General features: G+C 30.9%; 19 protein-coding genes. 18 read left to right on the top strand and 1 reads right to left on the bottom strand.

The window, feature by feature from the left end; translation table 11 throughout:
- Positions 1-6 precede the first annotated feature (6 nt).
- Genes nuoI through A0083_RS07430 form a run of 7 tightly spaced genes read left to right on the top strand, consistent with a single transcriptional unit; the run spans position 7 to position 8,495 of the window.
- Positions 7-639, top strand: a complete 633-nt coding sequence (nuoI, locus tag A0083_RS07460) for an NADH-quinone oxidoreductase subunit NuoI (RefSeq protein ID WP_039664604.1) — start codon at positions 7-9, stop codon at positions 637-639.
- A complete protein-coding gene (locus A0083_RS07455; protein WP_120760160.1) occupies positions 632-1,138 on the top strand; it encodes an NADH-quinone oxidoreductase subunit J in 507 nt (168 codons plus the stop codon). Before nuoI ends, A0083_RS07455 begins: the two co-directional genes overlap by 8 nt.
- The gene (gene nuoK / locus A0083_RS07450; RefSeq protein ID WP_039664868.1) at positions 1,138-1,449 is read left to right on the top strand and encodes an NADH-quinone oxidoreductase subunit NuoK; all 312 of its coding nucleotides are present in this window, start codon (positions 1,138-1,140) and stop codon (positions 1,447-1,449) included. The genes A0083_RS07455 and nuoK overlap by 1 nt, the downstream gene beginning before the upstream one ends.
- Positions 1,437-3,239, top strand: coding sequence for an NADH-quinone oxidoreductase subunit L (gene nuoL / locus A0083_RS07445; RefSeq protein WP_197553142.1), 1,803 nt, complete (start codon positions 1,437-1,439; stop codon positions 3,237-3,239). The genes nuoK and nuoL overlap by 13 nt, the downstream gene beginning before the upstream one ends.
- Position 3,240: 1 nt before the next feature.
- Positions 3,241-4,710: a complex I subunit 4 family protein gene (locus A0083_RS07440; protein ID WP_120760156.1), complete on the top strand. Its 1,470-nt coding sequence runs from the start codon at positions 3,241-3,243 to the stop codon at positions 4,708-4,710.
- Complete coding sequence (locus A0083_RS07435; RefSeq protein ID WP_197553140.1) at positions 4,710-6,107, top strand: NADH-quinone oxidoreductase subunit N; 1,398 nt, start codon at positions 4,710-4,712, stop codon at positions 6,105-6,107. The genes A0083_RS07440 and A0083_RS07435 overlap by 1 nt, the downstream gene beginning before the upstream one ends.
- A 24-nt stretch (positions 6,108-6,131) precedes the next feature.
- Entirely contained in the window at positions 6,132-8,495 is a 2,364-nt protein-coding gene (locus tag A0083_RS07430) for a tetratricopeptide repeat protein (protein WP_197553138.1), read from the top strand.
- Here the strand turns inward: A0083_RS07430 and miaA are convergent.
- Complete coding sequence (gene miaA, locus A0083_RS07425) at positions 8,486-9,361, bottom strand: tRNA (adenosine(37)-N6)-dimethylallyltransferase MiaA (protein WP_197553136.1); 876 nt, start codon at positions 9,359-9,361, stop codon at positions 8,486-8,488. The two genes, A0083_RS07430 and miaA, sit on opposite strands and share 10 nt — an antisense overlap.
- A 69-nt stretch (positions 9,362-9,430) precedes the next feature.
- On the opposite strand from miaA, the gene mqnP reads away from it, so the two are divergent.
- The 11 genes from mqnP to rsmI all read left to right on the top strand — a co-directional run bounded on the left by mqnP (position 9,431) and on the right by rsmI (position 15,991).
- A complete protein-coding gene (gene mqnP / locus A0083_RS07420) occupies positions 9,431-10,306 on the top strand; it encodes a menaquinone biosynthesis prenyltransferase MqnP (RefSeq protein ID WP_197553134.1) in 876 nt (291 codons plus the stop codon).
- On the top strand, positions 10,297-10,800 hold the full coding sequence (locus tag A0083_RS07415) for a hypothetical protein (protein WP_120760146.1): 504 nt from the start codon (positions 10,297-10,299) through the stop codon (positions 10,798-10,800). The genes mqnP and A0083_RS07415 overlap by 10 nt, the downstream gene beginning before the upstream one ends.
- Positions 10,793-11,314, top strand: coding sequence for a hypothetical protein (locus A0083_RS07410; RefSeq protein ID WP_197553132.1), 522 nt, complete (start codon positions 10,793-10,795; stop codon positions 11,312-11,314). The genes A0083_RS07415 and A0083_RS07410 overlap by 8 nt, the downstream gene beginning before the upstream one ends.
- Positions 11,315-11,323: 9 nt before the next feature.
- Positions 11,324-12,292: a GTP 3',8-cyclase MoaA gene (moaA, locus tag A0083_RS07405; protein WP_197553130.1), complete on the top strand. Its 969-nt coding sequence runs from the start codon at positions 11,324-11,326 to the stop codon at positions 12,290-12,292.
- Positions 12,292-13,041, top strand: coding sequence for a 7-carboxy-7-deazaguanine synthase QueE (locus A0083_RS07400; RefSeq protein ID WP_197553128.1), 750 nt, complete (start codon positions 12,292-12,294; stop codon positions 13,039-13,041). Before moaA ends, A0083_RS07400 begins: the two co-directional genes overlap by 1 nt.
- A complete protein-coding gene (locus tag A0083_RS07395) occupies positions 13,038-13,622 on the top strand; it encodes a 6-pyruvoyl trahydropterin synthase family protein (protein WP_120760139.1) in 585 nt (194 codons plus the stop codon). The genes A0083_RS07400 and A0083_RS07395 overlap by 4 nt, the downstream gene beginning before the upstream one ends.
- Entirely contained in the window at positions 13,622-13,819 is a 198-nt protein-coding gene (locus A0083_RS07390; protein WP_197553126.1) for a cytochrome C, read from the top strand. Before A0083_RS07395 ends, A0083_RS07390 begins: the two co-directional genes overlap by 1 nt.
- 2 nt (positions 13,820-13,821) lie before the next feature.
- Complete coding sequence (locus A0083_RS07385; RefSeq protein WP_120760136.1) at positions 13,822-14,232, top strand: hypothetical protein; 411 nt, start codon at positions 13,822-13,824, stop codon at positions 14,230-14,232.
- Positions 14,233-14,895, top strand: coding sequence for a 16S rRNA (uracil(1498)-N(3))-methyltransferase (locus A0083_RS07380; RefSeq protein ID WP_197553124.1), 663 nt, complete (start codon positions 14,233-14,235; stop codon positions 14,893-14,895).
- Positions 14,896-14,972: 77 nt separating this feature from the next.
- On the top strand, positions 14,973-15,173 hold the full coding sequence (gene rpmE / locus A0083_RS07375; protein ID WP_039666086.1) for a 50S ribosomal protein L31: 201 nt from the start codon (positions 14,973-14,975) through the stop codon (positions 15,171-15,173).
- On the top strand, positions 15,173-15,991 hold the full coding sequence (gene rsmI, locus A0083_RS07370; protein WP_120760132.1) for a 16S rRNA (cytidine(1402)-2'-O)-methyltransferase: 819 nt from the start codon (positions 15,173-15,175) through the stop codon (positions 15,989-15,991). Before rpmE ends, rsmI begins: the two co-directional genes overlap by 1 nt.
- Positions 15,992-16,003: the final 12 nt, after the last annotated feature.

The following is a 16,003-nucleotide window of genomic DNA, read 5'->3' as shown; positions in this document are numbered from 1 at the left end:
AAAACAATGAAAAAGGGTTATTTTAAAGTAGATTTTGAACGTAAAAATCCACAAACTGCTTATGAAAAGCTGATGCAAGTAATTAAGCGTTCGCTAAATACAGAACTTTTTGTGGGGTTATTTGTAGTTTTAAGAGAAATGTTGAAGAAAAATAATAGCGCGACAATTAAATATCCTATGGAAAAAGTTTCATTAGATAATCGTTACCGCGCTGTACATCGTTTAATGCGTTTTATTGAAAGTGAAAATGAATGTTGTATTGGTTGTGGCTTGTGTGAAAAAATTTGCATTAGTAATTGTATTAGAATGGAAACAAGCTTAAGTGAAGATGGTCGTAAAAAGGTTGAAAATTATAGTATCAACCTAGGACGTTGTATTTATTGTGGTTTTTGTGCTGATGTTTGTCCTGAATTGGCTATTGTACATGGTAAAGAGTATGAAAATGCAGCCGAGCAAAGATCTTATTTTGGTCAAAAACAAGACTTTTTAACCCCTATTGATGAGCTTAAAAATCAAGTTGTTTTTGAAGGTAGTGGTAGTCTTAGAAAAGATGCTGATACTTTAGTAAAGAAAACCCCAAATTATTATGAGATAGATTTGCAAAGACAACAAGATGCTCCAAAGGAAGAAAATGTTTGAAATCATAGCTTTTTGTATATTAAGTGTTTTGGTGTTGGGATTTTTCTTGATTAGTGTTTTAAGCACAAGCGTGCTTTATGCTATTAGTTCTTTAGCGGCTGCGATGGTTTTTTTAAGCGGATTTTATTTTTTACTGAATGCCGAATTTATTGGAGCGATTCAGATTATCGTTTATAGTGGAGCTATTTTAGGGCTTTATAGTTTTGCGATGATGTTTTTTGATGCTTCGATTAAAGTAAAAGAAAGTCTAAAAGGCAAAAGAGTGTTTATTTTTGCTGTAATTTTTAGTGCAGTTTTGTTGATTAGTATCATCATGGGGTATAATTTTGGCTTAAATGAAAACACTCAAACTTATGATCTTAGTTCTACCGAGCAAATTGGCTTTGCTTTGTTTACAAAATATATGCTTGCTTTTGAATTTATGGCTATTTTACTTTTGATAGCTTTGGTGTGCGCTATAGCACTAACTCAAAAAAATATAAAAAAGGATGAGCAATGATGTTAGAAAAATACTACATTGTGGCTATTTTGATGTTTATCATTGGTCTAATAGGCATTATCAAACGCCAAAATTTAATTATGCTTTTTATTTCAAGTGAAATTTTATTAAATGCTGCTAATTTAGCTTTAGTTACAGCAGGTGCTTCGCATAATGATATCGAGGGGCAGATTTTTGCTTTATTTGTTATGGGGGTTGCAGCTTGTGAGGTTGCAGTTGGGATAGCGCTTTGTGTTTTATGGTATAGAAAAACAGGAACATTAGAGCTTAGCTCTTTAGCTGAAAAAGGAGAAACAAAATGCAAAATCTAGCTTTGGTGGCGCTGTTTTCACCTTTGGTTTCAGCGGTTATTTTAGGTATTTTTGCTTTTAGTGGCAAAAGGATTATTTTAGGTTATATAGCTTCATTATTGATCGCTTTTTCAGCTATCTCCTCACTCGTTTTATTAAGCAAAGGAATACATTTTAACTTCGAGCTTGGTACATGGATATCTTTAGTAGATGTGAATTTTGGATTTAAAATAGACTCTATTACCTTGATCATGATGTGTGTGGTTAGTATAGTTGCAACTTTTGTGCATTTATATAGCATCTTTTACATGGAGCATGATGAGGGATATAATCGTTATTTTAGTTACCTAGGGCTTTTTGTATTTTCAATGATGTTTTTGATCATGAGCGATAATTTCTTAGGTCTTTTTATAGGATGGGAAGGTGTTGGACTTTGTTCGTGGCTTTTGATAGGGTTTTGGTATCACAATGAAAAATACACTTTTGCCGCAAATGAAGCCTTTATCATGAACCGTATAGCTGATTTAGCTTTGCTTTTGGGAATTTTCTTAATTTATATCGAATTTAATTCTTTAAAGTATGATGAGTTTTTTGCGCTTTTATCGCTAGGACATGAAGACAATACGATTTTAATTTTGATTGCGATTTTATTGTTTGTTGGTGCTATGGGTAAATCCGCACAATTTCCTTTTCACACCTGGCTTGCTGATGCAATGGCGGGACCTACTCCAGTATCTGCGCTAATTCATGCTGCAACCATGGTTACTGCTGGGGTTTATTTGGTAATTCGTGCAGGAGAGCTTTACTTGCAAGTTCCTGAGGTGGGGTATTTTGTTGCTATATTAGGAGCTTTTGTGGCACTTTTTGCTGCTTCAATGGCTATGGTAGCTAAAGATTTAAAAAGAATTATTGCTTATTCAACACTTTCGCAACTTGGCTATATGTTTGTAGCGGCAGGTCTTGGAGCGTACGCAATAGCTTTGTTTCACTTGGCAACGCACGCGTTTTTTAAATCTTTGTTATTCTTAGGTGCAGGAAATGTAATGCATGCGATGAATGATAAGCTTGATATTAGCAAAATGGGCGGTCTTTATAAAAGCATGCGTGCTAGTGCGATTTTAATGCTGATAGGCTCTTTAGCTTTGGCAGGAATTTATCCATTTGCAGGTTTTTTCTCTAAAGATTTGATATTAGGTTTTGCTTTTATTAGTCATCATCACGGAATTTTCTTAGCGCTTTTAATCGCTGCTTTTATGACAGCTTTTTATAGTTTTAGACTTTTGATGTTAGTGTTTTTTACTCCAAAAAGACACGAAGAGCACCCTCATGAAGCTAGTAAGATTGCTTTACTTGCAATGAGTCCTTTGGCTTTACTTGCAATTATCGCAGGATTGTTTGAGCATAGTTTTATGGAATTTGTTGGTAGAAATTTAGCTTTTATTGATGGGCAAAATCCATTGGTTATGGTGCTTGCAAGTGCTGCGGCTATACTAGGTGTGCTTTTAGCTATCATAGCTTATTGGAAGGATTGGTTTAAACCTTCACTTTCTAAAACAAGTATATATAAGCTTTTGTCGAATGAATATTATATACCAAAATTTTATCATCAATTTGTTGTGGATAAATATGCATTGTTTTGCGAATTTCTAAGAAAAAGCGATAAGGAAATTTTGGACACCTTGGTTAATAGCATAGCGTTTTTCCTTAGAAGTTTTGCTAGATTTCTTAGCGTGGGTAAGGATTATTCTTTGGTGTTGAGAATTTCGATTTTAGCTTTTGTGTGTTTATTTTGTTTGGCTTTGGCGGTGTAAAATGCTTAGTTTGTTAATGTTATTTCCATTTTTTTCAGCTTTTGTGGCTTTGTTTTTGCAAAAAGAAGACAGTAAGTCTTTTGCTATTTTAGTAAGTTTTTTGATTTTAGCTTTAAATGTGTTTTTGTTGTTAAATTATCATGGTGGTATAGCTTATGAATTTAGTTTAAATTCTTTAATTGTTAATTTTCATATTGGTGTTGATGCTATAGCGCTTTATTTGATGTTACTTTGTTCTATTATGATCTTTTTATCATTTGTATGTTTGGATATACAAGATAAAAGTGTTGTTGTAAGTATATTTTTATTGCAATTTTGTATTATAGGGTTATTTGCTTCATTAGATGCATTGTTATTTTATGTGTTTTGGGAATTTTCTCTTATTCCTCTTATTTATTTAATAGGAAGATATTCTAACAACTATAAAGCAGGGATTAAATTTTTTATTTATGCATTTTGTGGTTCCATGCTAATGCTTTTGGCTATTATCTATGTAGGATTTTTGTATTATCAAAATTTTGGTTATTGGAGTTTTGATTTGTTGGCTTGGTATAAAAGTGAATTTTTTATACCTGAAAATGCACAAAACCTTGTTTTTTTAGGATTTTTTATCGCTTTTGCGATCAAAAGTCCTTTGTTTCCTTTTCATACTTGGGCACCTAAAGTTTATGCTAAAAGTCCAACGCTAGTGTCTGTGATGCTTGTTAGTTTTAAAATGGCTCCTTTTGGCTTTTTAAGATTTATTTTGCCTTTAACGCCTGATACTTTAAATCATTATTATTCTTTACTTGCTGTTTTATGTATAGTTGGGATTTTATATGCAGCTTTGATTGCTTTTAGAACTAAGGATTTAAAAGAGCTAATTGCTTATAGTTCTATTTCGCATTTGGGTGTAGTGATTTTAGGGATTATTACTTTTACTTATAATGGAGTAAGTGGTTCTGTATTTTATATGTTTGCTCATGGTATTGTGACAGGAGGTTTGTTTTTAGCAGCTTATATACTTTATAAAAGATACCATACTTTTGATTTGGATTTTTATAAAAATTTGGCTAAAAATACTCCTTTGTTTAGCTTCTTTTTCGCGGTATTGCTGTTTTCATCTATCTCGCTACCTTTAACGATTTCTTTTGTTGGAGAGTTTTTGATCTTACAAGGTGTTGCGAGTGTGAATTTATGGTACGCTTTGTTTGCAGGCGGGGTCATTATCTTAGGTGCGATTTACATGTTAAATATTTATAGAAATATGTTTTTTAACGCTAGTGAGGAAAAATTAGAAAAATTGGTACTAAAAAAAGGTGAAATTTTTGTTTTAAGTGTGTTGAGTGCCTTGGTGATTTACTTAGGTGTGGCACCAAGTACAATGCTTGATCAAATTGCTTCTAATGTTAATACTGTTCTTGAGATTATGCAAACAAGAAATATTGCAATAGAAAATCAAAAGATCATAGATAGTATAAGAGGTTTTTAATGAGTGATTTTAGTTTAGACAAATTAAATTTTGTATTATTATTTCCTGTGTTGTCTTTGCTTTTTTGGGCTATTGTGTTGCTTTTGCTAGGAGCGTTTAAAAATCTTTCAAGAAATTTTTATATCGGAGCAAGTGTTATAGCTTTGCTTAGTACTTTGTGCTTTTTGCTGGTTTGTAATGGCTTTGGGCTAAAAGATTCTCATGCTTTCTTTGGGTTGTTTGTTAGTGATAATTATGCCATTTTTGCTCAAATTGTAATTTTGGCTTTCTCGATGCTTTATTTACTGATTGATAAAGATGAGCAAAAACCTGAATTTTTCTCTTTGTTTTTATTTATGGTTGCATCGTTGATTTTAATGGTTTCTAGCACTAATTTAATTGTTATTTTCTTGGCATTAGAAGGTTCATCTTTAGCACTTTATACACTCATTGCTTTAAGAGGCACTCATAATGCTGTGAGTTCTAGCATTAAGTATTTTACTTTGGCTGCGGTTGGGGCTGGATTTTTTGTGTTTGCGTGCGCTTTTGTGTATTTAAAAACTAAGTCTTTAGATTTGGATAATTTATTGCATTCTGAATATATTTCAGATCCTATTTTGCTTTGTGCAGGAGTGATGTTTTTGGTGATAGTTGGCGTAAAGCTTTCTATTGCGCCTTTTCACTTTTGGCTAAAAGATGTATATTGTGGAGTGCATACTAATTTTATAGCTTTTATTTCTATTGTGCCAAAAATTGCCATGATCATAGTGGTTTTGAGAATTTTTTCTGCCTTAGGAGGTGGAGTGAAATTTGAATATATAGTGGCATTATTAGCTATTTTTTCTATGTTGGCAGTTAGTATCGTAGCTTTAATTCAAAAAGATGCAAAGAAAATGCTCGCATATAGTTCGATTACACATTCTTCTTTTATATTAGCTGTTATTGTTTCGAGTATGAGTGTGAGTTCTCAAGGAGATGGCACTTCTTACTTGCTTTCAATTTTTGCTTTGTTTGTGTATTGGATTTCTTTTGCATTTGCAAATTATGGAATTTTCTTGATTTTAAGTTTATTTCAAAAAAGTTCGTTTGAGAGTTTTTCGGGTTTATTTGATCAAAGACCTGTTTTATCAGTCGTTTTAGCTATTTTTATTTTATGTATAGCGGGCATACCACCTTTTGGTATCTTTTGGGGTAAAATTTTAATTTTAGCTTCTATCTTAAATTCAGGATATTATGTGCTTGTGTTTGCCATAGCTTTAAGTTCTATGATTATGCTTTATGCGTATTTGAAGATTTTAATTTATATTTTCTTTAAAAAAGGACAAGAAATAGAAGCAGGAAATTTAGATGTAAAACAAAAAGTGATTTTAAGTCTATGTCTTGTAGGAAGTCTTTCATGTGTGTTTTTGCTTTTGTAAAATAATATTGCTATAATCACGCTTATGATAAGGTTTTTATTTTTATTTTTACTCAGTATAAGCTATGTGTTTTCATTTGAAATTATTGTTAATCAAGGGGAGGAGCATAACCGACCCTTTACGCTTTTACATTTAAAAGATAATAAAGAATTTACATGTAAAAGTGTTTTTGAATTTGAAAAAATTCACTTTGAATGCAATGTTTTAGGCGTAAGCAGCATGCAGTTTCAAAACAAGGAATTTGATGACTTTTCGATTTTTTTTGAAAAGCACCAAACTTTTTTAACAATCAAAATTTATCCTAAAATACTATCTAAAATGTTTAGCTATTCTCAAGATATCTTTAATGCTAAAGAAATTGAAAGCCAAAATGGTGATCAATCCAAACATTTTGTATTTATTTTTACTAAGGATTTGCGTTATTTCAAACCTAGTGATGGACTTAATTTTGACATATACTTTGACAACGCACTTATGCCTTATATTGGTGCTTTAGATTTAAATTCTAACCCTATGGAAACTTCAAAAAGTGCTGATTTTAATACTTATTTTAACATCAAGCAAGAATATGAAGCAAAAAAATATGATCAAGTTTTAAGAGATGCAACCAATGCTATCAAGCGTTATCAAGGTAGTGTATTTATGAATGAGTTTGAGTTGTACAAGTTAAGAGTGCAAAATAAACTTTTTACATACGAGCTTGATAAAGATCAGCAGGTCTTAGAGCAAATGCTAGAAGATGCAAAAAAATGGCTAAGGACTTATATTAACGACAAAGATTATACGGAAGTTATGTATATTATGATGAGAATTTATATGGGCTTATCGCAAAGATCAAATGTCGAATACATCATCGATACTTTAAATACAGAGCATAAAGGTGATAAATACACCATTATGGCTTTACTTGATTATGCAGACTACCTGTATCATTTGGGTAAAAAAAATACTGCAAATAATATTTATCAAGATGTGTATTACTCTACACCAGATGCTGATTTGGCAAGTAGAGCTGCATTGTTTTTGGCAAGAAATTATCTAGAAACGCAAAATGTCAAAGAGGCTAAGGAGCTTGTTAGTAAAATTTTAGACTCTAATCCTGAATTTTTTATGAGTGATTTGGGTAATTCTTTGCTAGTAGCAAGGGCATTTAGCAATAATAGAGCGTATGATATTAGTTCTAAAATTTATGAGTATATTTTCACACATTTAAGCAAGGTTGAAAATGAATATGAAAGAGTGCTTAAGGATCTTGCTTTGTCTTTGCTTAATGCAAATGAACACACAAAAGCACAAAAATATCTTGACTTATATGCAGAGGAATTTCCTTTAGGAGAATTTTTAAGTTTAATTAAAGAAGCACAAGATAAAAATTTCTTATATCTAAAAGATACCAATGCAAGCTTTTTACATCAAAGATATGAAGAGATTATGCAAAAGTATGCCGGTGAAATTGCTAGTAAAGCTTTATTTGATAATGTTGAATTGTATTTTCAAGAAAAAAATTATGAAAAAGTAGTGGCATATCAAAAAGATATAGAAAAATATTCTAACAAAGAAATTAAAAAATTATTAGAGCAGGCTGCGATTTTGGTTTTAGATCAAAAATTAAAAAATGATGAGTGTTTAGATGCGGTCAAAATTTATGAAGATTTTAAAGCTTATAATGTAGGAAGTAAAATTCAAAATAAAAAACGAATGCTTGAGTGCTTTAAGCGCACAACGCGTATGGAAGAAGCAAAAAAATATATCATTGAAAATGAAAATGATGATATCATTTTTTATAAACTTCAAAGTGCAGATTTGGCTTTAAAGGACAAGAACTACCAAAATGCTATAAAGATGATTAATGATATTTTAAACACAAGAACCATTATCAGCGATAATGAAAAATTTGAAGCAAATTATATTAAGTTTTTTGCTGAGCTTAAATTGCAAGATTATAATGCTATGATAAGAACTTTGCAAAAACTAGAGCAATTTCCGATGAATTATCGTATGGTAGAGTTGTATTATGAGTTTTTGCGTTATTGTGAGAGAAATAATTTCATCACAAGCATTTTAACATATGCTCCAAAGGCAATTGATTATCAAAATTTAATAGGGGTAAATCTTTTTAGCCCAGATTTGGAATTTATTTATATCAAAGCATTAAGACAAAGCAATCAAGCACAAAAAGCATTGACTTTGTTTAAAGATTTGTTGGCAAATCCTTTAAAAGATGATGAGCGTGCACGTGCGTTTTATATGCAAAGTAATGTATATGAAGATTTAAATCAAACAAATCAACAAAGACAAAGTTTGCAAAAATGTTTAGACATTAATGCAACAAGTAATTGGCAAAATTTATGCAAAGACAAAATGGGTGTTTTGAACACTCAGCCATGAGTCTTTGCTAAAATATAATTTTTTAAACCAATATAAGCTTTTTCATAATCCAAAATTTCTTTTGTAAATTTTTTATTGAAGGTTCTTTGTCTTTTGGCAAGTTGTCTTGTATGGATGATGATAAGTTCTAGTAGCTCTTTTTGGGTGATTTTTTGATCTAGAAAATCTTTACATTCTTTTAAACCTATGGAATTGAGTGGTTTTAAGTCATGATCATAATGATCAAAAAGCATTTTTGCCTCATCAATCAAACCCTCATCAAGCATATTTTGCGTACGCTTGGCAATACGTTTTTCTAAAAGATCTTTGTGCCAGCTGATTTCAAAAATATCAATCTTATCAATCGGAGCCTTTTTGCGTGTTTCTTTTAAAACTTCACTAGGAATTTTTTGGGTTTGTTCATAAATTCCTAGCCATTTTTTTAAGCGATAGGTGTCGTTTTTTTCTATTTTTGCATTTGGATCAATTTGCACCATTAGTTCATAAATTGCTTGATTGCTTAGAGTGCTTTGGCTTTCTTTGAAATTTTCACTCAAGCCATCCATTAAAGCTTTTAAATAAAAACTAGTCCCACCTGTTATGATAAGAATTCGTTGGTTATCTTGTGCAAATTTTTTTGCTTTTTCGTACTCTTTATAAAACAAGGCAATATTAAAATGCATATCCACATCAAGCAAATTAATACCGAAATAATCAAGCTCGTTTAAGGTTTTTTGGTCGGTTTTTGCCGAAGCAATGTTGATTTGTTTGTATACACAAAGACTATCAAGGCTTAAAACACACGCATTAAATTCATATGCTAGTTTATTTGCAAGTTCGGTTTTGCCACTTGCGGTAGTCCCAATGAGAGCAAATTCAAAAAACATTGTAAAAATATCCTAAATTTAAAATTATTTTAGTAAAATCATAACAAAAATATATTATAAAGAGAAAAAATGCCTTTATTAAAAGAAAAATTAAAAGATATATTGGATTTAATAGTCTTTAAACATTCGATTTTTGCTTTGCCATTTTTATTTACATCGATGATTGTGGCCTCTGTTATTGCAAAAAATAGCACATGGTTTGGTTTGCAAGCTTTATTTTTGGGTGTTATTTGTGCAGTAAGTGCAAGAAATTTTGCAATGGCGATTAACCGTTTAATGGATGAGGATATTGATAGAAATAATCCAAGATGTGCAAATAGGCCTAATATTGATGGGCGTATTGGCAAAACGAGTATTTTGTTGTTTATTATCTTAAATGCTATTGTGTTTGTTTTGGCGAGTTATTTTATCAATAAACTTGCTTTTGCATTATCTTTACCGGTGCTTTTTATCTTAGCTATTTACTCAGCTTTTAAACGATTTTCATCTTTGGCACATTTGATACTTGGTTTTTGTTTGGGTCTTGCACCTATTGCTGGTAGTATAGTTGTTTTAGGAAAAATCGAAATCTATAGTGTGATCTTGTGTTTGGGTGTTACTTTTTGGACGGCCGGATTTGACTTGCTGTATGCTTTGCAAGATATGGAGTATGATAAAAAAACAGGACTACATTCTATACCTGCCAAATTTGGACTAGAAGCGACTTTGTTTATTTCAGCATTTTGCCATGTGCTAGCTGTGCTTTTTTGGTTGTTGTTTGTTTGGGTAGCTCCAACAGGTAATATTGCATTTTTGGGAGTGATAATTAGCGCAGTGATTTTATTTTTTGAACACCGTATTGTAAGAAAGAATTTCGCAAAAATCGATAAGGCGTTTTTTACTTTAAATGGTTATTTGAGTATAGTATTTTTTATTTTTATTTGGGTTGATCTTTTATGGAGATAAATTTTTTTAAAAGCTCTTTGGAGTTGGAGTTTGAAGAATGTAAAACAAGATATGATGAGTTTTTGCAAGAGTATCTTTCTAGTAATAATTATGTCAATTTAAGTAAATGGAAAAAACTTGCTGCAAGGGTTGAATTTAGTGAAGGCGAGCAGATTATTTTTGATTTGCTTATGGATATCAAGCAAGAATTGTATTGGATCAAAAACGATATTAACAAAACAAAATTATTTACAGATTTAAAATATAAAGCCTTTGTTGTTGGGGTAAATTTTGCACATTTTCAGTTTAAGGACAAATGTTTAGTGCAAGATGAGGAATACTATGCTAGGTTTGAATTAAATGGTCAAAAAGTAAGCGTTTTTTTTAAAGCATTAAGTGAAAATGAAGCAAAAATTACCCAAATAAAAGCTGAAGATGAACTAGCGTATGATAATTTTGTTGCAAATATGCAAAGAGCGATGATTAAGATTTTAAAGGAGCAAGAAAATGGATAGTGATTTATTGTTATGGCTAATAGTGGCTTTATTGATTTTTGCTATGTTTGCTTATATGATGATTAAAGAAAAAGAAAATATCGCTAAGATTAACGAACTTGGCAAGATGATTGAAGATTTAAATAAACAATATCATTACTTAAAAAAAGAAAGTGTAGATGAGCAAGAACAAGAAAAAGAAGAAATTGACACAGAAATGATTAAAGAAGAGTTAAAAGAGGAACTTTTGCAGGTTTTAGAGCAAAAAATCAATCAAAATGTTATTCCTATTTTAAGTGCTTTAAAAGAAGTAGAAGAAGTGATAGAAGAATTTCAAAGTGAGCAAAAAAATCGCTTGCTGAATTTAGAACAAAAAACTCAAAGCTTTACTAAATTAAGTCCAAGTTATGACAATGAAGAGCAAAAGGTTATCGAACTTTTTAATCAAAAAAAATCTATAGAACAAATCGCAAAGGATTTGCGTATAGGTATGGGAAGAGTAGAGTTGATTTTAAAATTTAATAAATTAATATAAAGGCCTTTGATGTTAGTAGATAGTTATGGAAGAGTGATTGATTATTTAAGAATTTCAGTAACGCAAAGGTGTAATTTTCGCTGTCTTTACTGTATGCCAAAAACTCCATTTGAATGGAGTGCTAAGGAAAACCTTTTATCTTTTGAAGAACTTTTCATGTTTGTTAAAGTTTGTATTGATGAGGGGGTTAAAAAAATTCGAATTACAGGTGGAGAGCCTTTAGTAAGAAAAGATTTGCATAAATTTATCGCAATGATTAGTGAGTATAAGCATGATTTAGACTTAGCACTTACCACCAATGCTTCTTTGTTAAAACAGCAAGCAAAAGATTTAAGACAAGCAGGTTTGAAAAGAATCAATATTTCATTAGATACTTTAAAAGAAGAGGTAGCTTTTAAGTTAGCTCAAAAAAACATACTCAAAGATGTGTTAAATGGGATCGATGAGGCTTTAAATTTGGGCTTTAATGTTAAATTTAATACCGTGGCGCTTAAAGGGATTAACGATGGTGAATTTATTGATCTTTTGGAATTTGCCAAAGCACGCAAAAGCCAAATTCGTTTTATAGAATTTATGGAAAACTATCATGCTTATGGAGATTTAAAAGGATTAAAATCTGCAGATATTTTAAATATTATTGCTCAAAAATATTCTTTTAAAGAAGGACAAAAAACCCCTAACGCGCCTGCGACTATTTATGAGCTTGAAGATGGGTATCGATTTGGTATTATTGATCCACATAGCCATGATTTTTGTGATAGTTGCAATCGCATAAGACTTTCTGCTGAAGGTCTTTTGATACCTTGTTTGTACTATGATGAGGCTTTAAGCATTAAAAAAGCTATACGCAATAAAGACATAGCAGGAGCATGTGAGGTTTTAAAAACGGTGATAAAAAACAAATCAGAAAAAAACAGATGGGCTGAAAATGAAAACAATCAAAGTTCAACAAGAGCTTTTTATCAAACAGGTGGATAATGAAAGTTGTCGAAACTTTTTTAAGCTTGCAAGGTGAGGGAAAATATAGCGGAAATTTGGCTGTTTTTGTTAGATTTGCCGGGTGCAATTTTAATTGTATTGGCTTTGGGGTGAAAAAAGAACAAAACTCTAAAATACTTTTAGGGTGTGATACCATTAGAGCGGTTTTTACTCAAGAATTTAAAGCTTGTTATCAATCATATAAAGCAAAAGAACTTTTTGATGAGGTTGTAAAACTCGCAAATTCACACCAAGCTATAGTTGTCATTACAGGTGGAGAACCTTTGTTGAATTATCAAAAACCAGAATTTTTGTGTTTTGTTAATTTGCTTTTAGAAAACGATTTTAAAGTACATTTTGAAACCAATGCAAGTATTGAAATTGATTTTGAAAAATACCCACTGTATAAAAAGTGTTATTTTGCTTTAGGGGTAAAGTTAAGCAATAGCGGAGTAAAAAAGGAAAAAAGAATTAATGAAAAAGCTTTAAAGGCTTTTAAAAAATATCCTAGAGATAGCTTTTATAAATTTGTTTTAGATAGGGATTTTTTAGAGGAGAATAAAGCCCTAGAAGAAATCAAAGAAATCTTACAAATTTGCAAAAATGAAGTTTTTTGCATGCCTATGGGTGCAAATGGATTAGAAATTTCTAAAAATGCCTTAAGTGTTGCTGAATTTTGTATAAAAAATGGATATAATTACTCTGATAGAATGCATATTAGAATTTGGGGAGATAAAGAAGGCGTATGATTATTAGAAAAATGTTTGAATTTGAAAATGCTCATATTGTTAGATTTTGTAGCTCCAAACGATGTAAAACGAGTATACATGGACATTCTTATAAGGTAGAAATTTTACTTGAAAGCCAATATCTTGATAATGCTGGAATGGTGTATGATTTTGGTTTGCTAAAAGATGAAATTAAGCAAATTATCGATAGTTTTGATCATGCTATTACTTTATATCAAGATGATGACAAAGCTTATTTAGAAGATATGAAAAAACACTCTCAAAGATGGGTAAGTTTACCTGTGAATGTCAGCGCAGAAAATTTTGTACGCGTGTTTTTTGTGCTGATTGACACCTTGCTTTTAAAAACCAAAATGATGAATGGTGAACAAGGTGTAAGCTTAAAAAGTATTATTGTGCATGAAACAAGAACGGGTTATGCCCAAGGTTTTCGAGAAGATGCTTATAGTGAGTTTTTGCCAAAAATTAATTTAGCTGATATTGAGTTTTCACAGGCGATATGTAACGAATGGAAAGATAAAGATTTCTTTAAAAAGCTTCAAGACGCGAATTTTATTTTTGTCAATCAAAAGGAGGTGTGATGAAAAAATTATTATGGATGATTCCGGTATTATTTTTTATGGCATGTTCAAACGAAGAGAGTGCAAATATAAAAAGACCAGTGCAAACTGAGCAGGTGCAAATAGAGCAAAGTGATTCTAATGTGATAATCAATGATGATACGCTGCCTATACCTGTTGATGATGACATTCAAGATGAAAATAACACACAAGGATAGTGATGGATCAAAGTTATGAATTTTTTCTAGCATTGCATGTGTATAGTTTATATGCAAACGGCTTTTTGATGTTGTTTTATTTGTATTTAACTCAAAGTAGCTTTTCACAAGAGTTTATATTTATAAAAAGAATTCGTTTGTTTTTACCAATTTATTATTTATTTTTAGCAATCACGCTTTTTACTGGAAGTTTGCTTTGGGCTTTAAAACATTTTGAATTGAGTTTATATATACTTTCCATGTGGCTTTGTTGGATTTTAGTTTTTGCTTTAGCTATTTATCAGTTTGTGCTATTTAAAAAAGCAAGGTTGTTTAAGCGTTATGCCAAATTTAGATTTTTAAGTTTTTTTATCTTGTGTTTGGGCATATGCTTACTTTTTGTGCCTTATTTGCTTCAAAGGTTTTATCTTTAAATGCAGTTTTTATTTCACTCACAAAGCGGTGCTGACAAAATAGAATTAAATAACGAAGCTTTTTTACATTTAAAAGCTAGAAGAATAAAGCTTAATGAGTGTATCACATTAAAAAATTTAAAAGATGGGTTTGCTTATACTTATCAGTGTATCGAGCTTTCTAGACGATCTTGTGTATTAAGTTTGCAAGATAAAAAAGAAGATAAGCAGGAGCTAAAGTCTTATCTTCATCTAGCTTTAGCAGTGATTGATCCAAAAACCATAGAAAAAACCTTACCTTTTTTAAATGAACTTGGAGTTGCGAAACTTTCTTTGGTTTATATGGACTTCTCGCAAAAAAATTTCAAGTTAGATTTTAAAAGAATGGAAAAAATTTTAATAGAATCCTCTCAGCAGTGTGGACGTGCTTCTTTGATGCAGCTTGAATGCTTTGATGATTTTAAAACATTCAAGCAAGCTTATGATAATATCGTTTTGATTGATTTTGATGGTGAAGATTTGATGAGTTTTGATCCTAAAGAATGGGTTTTTTTAGTGGGTGCTGAAGGAGGATTTTCGCAGCAAGAAAGAGAGGAAAAAGTCAAAAAGGCAAAATTGCAAGCAAATTTTATCCTTAAAGCACAAACAGCATTAATCGGGGTTGCTTCTAAGTTTATAATTTAAAAACACGCTTAAATTTAGCTATTTTTTATATAAATATTTATATAATTACGCCTTAATGTTTTGAAAAAGGATAAACAATGAAAAAAGAAATTCATCCAGAATATGTAGAATGCAAAGTTAGTTGTGCTTGTGGAAATTCTTTTACTACTAAGTCAAATAAATCAGAAATTAAAGTTGATATTTGTTCAAACTGCCATCCATTCTTTACAGGTAGTGAAAAAATCGTTGATGCTGCGGGTCGTGTAGAGAAATTTAAGAAAAAATACGCAATGCAATAATGTTATATTTTATTCCTACGCCCATAGGAAATTTAAACGATATTTCTTTTCATTCTTTAGAAATTTTACAAAAATGCAAACTCTTTTTGTGCGAAGATACAAGAGTTTGCAAATCTTTAATCCATCTTCTTAACGAAAAATTTAGTTTAGAAATTAAACCCGATAAATATATCGCCTTGCATACTCATAATGAGAAAGACTTTTTAGCAAAGATAGATGAGAATTTTTTTGATCAAGATATCGCGTATTTAAGTGATGCGGGTATGCCAGGTATTAGTGACCCGGGACAGTTTCTTGTTGATTATGCGATAAAACACCATATTCAGTATGAGGTTTTACCAGGCTCTAATGCTGCCTTGCTTGCTTTGGTTTCAAGTGCACTTTGTCAAAAAGAATTTATTTTTATGGGTTTTTTGGCCAACAAGAATCCACAAAGACAAAAAGATATCGAAAGATTAATGCTTAATCCTTATCCTAGTATAGTATATGAAGCGCCTACAAGAATATTAAATTTGGTAGAAGAAATTAGTAAAATTGACTCTTTACGAGAAATTTTTATCATAAAAGAAGCAACAAAAAAATTTGAAACCAAGTTAAGATCTAGCGCTTTAGATGTTTTAAAATGCTTAAAAACAATGGATTTGCGTGGTGAATGGTGTGTGGTTGTAAATGCTAAAGAAAAACAATTTCATGAAAACACCTTGTGTGAGCAAGATATTTATGAGCTTGATTTGCCTTTAAAAGCAAAAGCAAAATTGCTTTCAAAAATCAATGCAAAATCACCTAAAGAAAATTATCAAAAACTGCTTTTAAGTTGAAATTAGCTATCA

It is taken from the genome of Campylobacter sp. 2014D-0216 (assembly GCF_014931215.1).
Classification (GTDB): Bacteria; Campylobacterota; Campylobacteria; order Campylobacterales; family Campylobacteraceae; genus Campylobacter_D.
Note: the sequence above shows the minus strand (reverse complement) of the source record. Positions and strands in the feature narration are given on the sequence as shown.

Excerpts from the sequence above, each read along its gene's own strand:
- miaA (WP_197553136.1), bottom strand. The coding sequence starts at position 9,361 with ATGTTTTTTGAATTTGCTCTCATTGGGACTACCGCAAGTGGCAAAACC.
- A0083_RS07395 (WP_120760139.1), top strand. The coding sequence starts at position 13,038 with ATGATTATTAGAAAAATGTTTGAATTTGAAAATGCTCATATTGTTAGA.
- A0083_RS07435 (WP_197553140.1), top strand. The coding sequence starts at position 4,710 with ATGAGTGATTTTAGTTTAGACAAATTAAATTTTGTATTATTATTTCCT.
- rpmE (WP_039666086.1), top strand. The coding sequence starts at position 14,973 with ATGAAAAAAGAAATTCATCCAGAATATGTAGAATGCAAAGTTAGTTGT.
- mqnP (WP_197553134.1), top strand. The coding sequence starts at position 9,431 with ATGCCTTTATTAAAAGAAAAATTAAAAGATATATTGGATTTAATAGTC.
- nuoL (WP_197553142.1), top strand. The coding sequence starts at position 1,437 with ATGCAAAATCTAGCTTTGGTGGCGCTGTTTTCACCTTTGGTTTCAGCG.
- A0083_RS07455 (WP_120760160.1), top strand. The coding sequence starts at position 632 with ATGTTTGAAATCATAGCTTTTTGTATATTAAGTGTTTTGGTGTTGGGA.
- A0083_RS07440 (WP_120760156.1), top strand. The coding sequence starts at position 3,241 with ATGCTTAGTTTGTTAATGTTATTTCCATTTTTTTCAGCTTTTGTGGCT.
- A0083_RS07430 (WP_197553138.1), top strand. The coding sequence starts at position 6,132 with ATGATAAGGTTTTTATTTTTATTTTTACTCAGTATAAGCTATGTGTTT.
- A0083_RS07390 (WP_197553126.1), top strand. The coding sequence starts at position 13,622 with ATGAAAAAATTATTATGGATGATTCCGGTATTATTTTTTATGGCATGT.
- rsmI (WP_120760132.1), top strand. The coding sequence starts at position 15,173 with ATGTTATATTTTATTCCTACGCCCATAGGAAATTTAAACGATATTTCT.
- A0083_RS07385 (WP_120760136.1), top strand. The coding sequence starts at position 13,822 with ATGGATCAAAGTTATGAATTTTTTCTAGCATTGCATGTGTATAGTTTA.
- moaA (WP_197553130.1), top strand. The coding sequence starts at position 11,324 with ATGTTAGTAGATAGTTATGGAAGAGTGATTGATTATTTAAGAATTTCA.
- nuoK (WP_039664868.1), top strand. The coding sequence starts at position 1,138 with ATGTTAGAAAAATACTACATTGTGGCTATTTTGATGTTTATCATTGGT.
- A0083_RS07400 (WP_197553128.1), top strand. The coding sequence starts at position 12,292 with ATGAAAGTTGTCGAAACTTTTTTAAGCTTGCAAGGTGAGGGAAAATAT.
- A0083_RS07410 (WP_197553132.1), top strand. The coding sequence starts at position 10,793 with ATGGATAGTGATTTATTGTTATGGCTAATAGTGGCTTTATTGATTTTT.
- A0083_RS07380 (WP_197553124.1), top strand. The coding sequence starts at position 14,233 with ATGCAGTTTTTATTTCACTCACAAAGCGGTGCTGACAAAATAGAATTA.
- A0083_RS07415 (WP_120760146.1), top strand. The coding sequence starts at position 10,297 with ATGGAGATAAATTTTTTTAAAAGCTCTTTGGAGTTGGAGTTTGAAGAA.
- nuoI (WP_039664604.1), top strand. The coding sequence starts at position 7 with ATGAAAAAGGGTTATTTTAAAGTAGATTTTGAACGTAAAAATCCACAA.